The 565-nt window shown below is 76.3% G+C and carries 1 pseudogene; it reads left to right on the forward strand.

From position 1 onward, the window contains the following. Positions 1–565 (forward strand): annotated as a pseudogene (locus tag E5198_RS21740) (DUF3426 domain-containing protein); the annotation flags it as partial.

Here is a 565-nt window from a genome sequence, read left to right on the forward strand (position 1 = left end):
CCTGACACCGGCGCCGCGGCGGCGACCACCGCCACGCTGCAGCCGGCCGGCTACACGCCCGCCCCGCCGCTGGCGCCCGCCGGGGAAGCCGAGACGCCCGCCGCACCGCTCGCCGGCAAGGCAGCGGACGACACCCTGTGGATCCACGACGACCTGGACCTGGACAACCTCGACCTCGACGAGGAACTGGCCAGGCTGGAGCTCGACGGGCTCGAGCTGAGCAGCGAGTTCCGCGACCTGCAACCCACCCATGCCCCCTTCGGCCCGGCCCAGGACAGCAAACCCGATCCCCACGACGAGAGCTGGGTGGAAGCCCTGCTCAACGAGCCCGTCGTCCCGGCCGCTCCCGCCGCTCCGCCGGCCGGCGCCGCGCCGCGACTGATCGACGAGCCGCCGCTGGAGCTGGAGGACGTCGACCCCGACTTCCCCGAGCTCGACGACGACGCCGAGGAAGCCGAGCGCCACGCCCCCGGCGCCCTGGTCGCCGAGCGCGACGAGCCCATTTCGGTCAGCGCCGCCGCCGCCAGCCTGGCCGCCGCCGGCACCGCCGCAGCGGCCGCCACCG

It is taken from the genome of Pseudomonas sp. A-1 (assembly GCF_004801855.1).
In the GTDB taxonomy this organism is placed as follows: Bacteria; Pseudomonadota; Gammaproteobacteria; order Pseudomonadales; family Pseudomonadaceae; genus Geopseudomonas.